This is a genomic window from Streptomyces hainanensis (genome assembly GCF_004348415.1).
GTDB classification, from domain to species: Bacteria; Actinomycetota; Actinomycetes; order Streptomycetales; family Streptomycetaceae; genus Streptomyces; species Streptomyces hainanensis.
The window spans coordinates 1-3,419 of record NZ_SMKI01000641.1 but is presented as its reverse complement, the minus strand read 5'-3'; the positions used below and the strand labels follow the sequence as shown (position 1 = coordinate 3,419).

The window sequence follows — 3,419 nt, the reverse complement described above, 5'->3', positions numbered from 1 at the left end:
GACGCCGTCGAGGTATGGAACGGCGAGTGGACGGCCGAGGAGGAGCTGTCGCTGGCCAGTTGGGAGGCGATGCTGCGTGAAGGCGGTGACTGGCTGCCGGCGATGGGCAACAGCGACGCGCACCGGGCATGCTCGTCAACCCTTCGTGGCTCTGCTTCTTCGCAAGACCGTGGCGCAGGATGGTCGAAGCGCTTCGATGTTGCGCTGAGGTTAAGACCCCCCAAGTAGCCGCACAAGCCCTGCTTCACAGAAAATTCGACTCGCTTTCGAAGCCTGTGTCAGGCCTGAGAGGCCAGGAGAAAACAGGAGAACCAAGGAGATGACGAGTCGTTGTCGAACGGTCTCTTGACAGACCCACCCTCAGAATCCCAGCATCGAAGCGCTTCGAAAACGGCTGTGGCGACGCGGTCGTGATGGCGATCGAGGCCATGCCCGTGACCGCGAGGGAACCTGGGGACCCAGAAGTGACAGACGGACCACCGCCGTTCCGCGATCCGGCGCTGAGCGTGGCGGAGCGCGTCGCCGACCTGCTCGGCCGGCTCACGCTCGACGAGCGCCTCGCGATGCTGCACCAGTTCGCGCCGGAGGTGCCGAGGCTCGGGCTGCCCGCGTTCCGCACCGGCCAGGAGGCCCTGCACGGGGTGGCCTGGATGGGGCCGGCGACCGTCTTCCCGCAGGCCGTGGGCCTCGGCGCCACCTGGGACGACGCGTTGGTGCGCCGGGTCGGCGAGGCCACCGGGCGGGAGGTCCGCGCGATGCGCGCCTCCGACGAGCGGGTGGGGCTCAACGTCTGGTCCCCCACCGTCAACCTGTTGCGCCACCCGCTGTGGGGTCGCAACGAGGAGGGGTACGCGGAGGACCCGGCGCTCACCGCCGCCCTGGCCACCGCCTACACGCGCGGTCTGCGCGGCGACCACCCGCACTACTGGCGCACCGCGCCGGTGCTCAAGCACTGGCTGGCCCACAACCACGAGGAGGACCGCGACACCGCCTCCACCTCGGTGCGGCCGCGGGTGTTGCGCGAGTACGAGCTGCCCGCCTTCCGCGGCCCGGTGGCGGCCGGCGGCGTCGCCGGCGTGATGCCCGCCTACAACCTGGTCAACGGCCGCCCCAACACCCTGTCGTCGCTGCTCGCCAGCGAGCTGCGCACCTGGACCGACCTGCCGCTCGTGGTCTGCTCCGACGCCTACGCGCCCGGCAACATCGCCGGCTCCCAGGCGTATCTCCCGGACCACGAACAGGGGTTGGCCGCCGCGCTGCGCGCCGGCGTGGACAGCTTCACCGACCACGGCGAGGACTCGGCGCCCACCGTGACCCGGCTCACCGAGGCGCTGCGCCGGGGGCTGATCACCGAGGACGACGTCGACACGGCGGTCGGCCGGCTCCTCGGCATGCGGTTCCGGCTCGGCCAGTTCGACCCCGAGCTCGACCCGCACCCCGCGGACGCGGCGTTCGACACCCCCGAGCACCGGGAGTTGGCGGTGCGGGCCGCCGAGGCCGCCGTGGTGCTGCTGAAGAACGACGGGCTGCTGCCGCTGGCGCCCGGCACCCGGGTGGCGGTGGTCGGCCCGCTGGCCGACGAGGTCAAGCTCGACTGGTACAGCGGCTCGCTGCTCCACCGCAGCAGCCCGCTCGACGGGCTGCGCGCCCATCCGGCCGTCGCCGCCACCGCCTTCGCGGACGGCGCCGACGTGGTGCGGCTGCGCACCGCGGCCGGCTGGGTGCGGGTGCCGGACGGCGGCGCCGACGTGGAGCTGACCGAGGCCGCCGCACTCGACCCGGCGCTGCTGCGCGGCCGCACCGACCTGCCGCCGCTGGCCGGCGACGCGGCGGCGGAGGACGCCACCCCGCTGCGGCTCGTCGACTGGGGCCACGGGGTGCTGACGCTGCGCGCCCCCGGCGGGGGCTACCTGTCCGTCGCGGACGACGGCCTGGTGCGGGCCTCCGCCGCACAGCCCGGCGGCTGGGTGGTCCAGGAGACGTTCGCCTTGGAGCCGCACGGCGGAGGCCACCTCCTGCGGCATCGGGGAACCGGCAACCATGTGTGTGTCGCCGCCGGGCGGCTGAAGGTTGCCGGGGACGGCGAGACCGGCGACGTCTTCCTCGTGGAGACGGTGGAACGGGGCGTCGACGCGGTGGCCGCGGCCGCCGCCGAGGCCGACGTGGTGCTCGTGGTGGCCGGCAACGACCCGCACATCAACGGCCGGGAGACGGAGGACCGGCGCACGCTCGCCCTGCCGCCGGCGCAGGACCGGCTCTGGCGGGCGGCGCACGCCGCCAACCCGCGCACCGCGCTGGTGCTGGTCTCGTCCTACCCGTACGCCGTGCCGGAGGCGGACGCCGCGCTGCCCGCGCTGCTGTGGACCGCGCACGGCGGCCAGGCCGCCGGCACGGCCCTCGCCCGGGTGCTCTGCGCCGACGTCTCACCGGCCGGCCGGCTGCCGCAGACCTGGTACGCCGACGACGCCGAGCTGCCGGGGCTGTTCGACTACGACCTGATCGCGGCGCGGGCCACCTACCTCTACTACGACGGCACCCCGCTCTACCCCTTCGGCCACGGCCTCTCCTACACCTCGTTCGACCACACCGACCTGGTGGTCGCCACGGACGGCGAGACGCTGCGCGCCGAGGTGACCGTCACCAACACCGGGCGGACGGCCGGTGACGAGGTCGTCCAGCTCTACGCCGCCGCGCCGGACGCGAGCGTGCCCCGTCCGCACGGGTGGCTGATCGCCCACCGGCGGATCACGCTGACGCCGGGCGAGAGCCGGCGGCTCACCTTCGGTGTGCCGGCGCGTTCCGCGCTGGGTTTCCATGACGTCGCGCACGGCCGGTGGGCGGTCGAGCCGGGCGCGTACGCGGTGCGGGTCGGCGCGTCCAGCCGGGACATCCGGCAGACCGCGACCGTGAAGCTGACCGGGGAACCGGTCGGCCCACGGCCGGTCGGACGCGCCGGCCTCGTCGCCGTCGACCACGACGGGAGCGAGGGCGTGCGGATCGTCGACCGTGACCGGGTCTCCGGCGACGCGGTGGCCGGGCCCGGCCCTGGCGAGCTCGGCCGACTGCGGTTCCGTGCCTGCGACTTCGGCGGGGCCGGGCTCCGACGCGTGAGGCTGTACGCCGCCCGCGAGGAACCGGGCGAGGCGCTGGTCGAGCTACGCGTGCCCGGCCTCGACGTCGCCCTCCCGCTGCGGGTGCCGTCCACCGGCGACCGCTACCGCTACGCGCCGGTCACCGTCGAACTGCCCGACTCCGTACCGGCGTTGACGGGGGTGCACGACGTGGAGCTGGTGCTGCGGCCCGACCTCACCGGTGCGTTCGCCCCGTACGGTCCGGTCGGCGCCGACCGGGCCCCCGGCGCGGCCGACCCACTGGACGGGGTCGCCGACTGGGGGCCCATCAACACCGCCGCCGGGGTG

General features: G+C 74.4%; 2 protein-coding genes. Both read left to right on the top strand.

Annotated elements, in window-relative coordinates; translation table 11 throughout:
* Window positions 1-228: hypothetical protein (locus tag E1283_RS38370; RefSeq protein ID WP_132822025.1), on the top strand; the 228-nt coding region annotated here is incomplete at its 5' end.
* A gap of 236 nt (window positions 229-464) precedes the next feature.
* The coding region (locus E1283_RS34000; RefSeq protein WP_132822024.1) for a glycoside hydrolase family 3 C-terminal domain-containing protein at window positions 465-3,419 on the top strand (2,955 nt) is incomplete at its 3' end.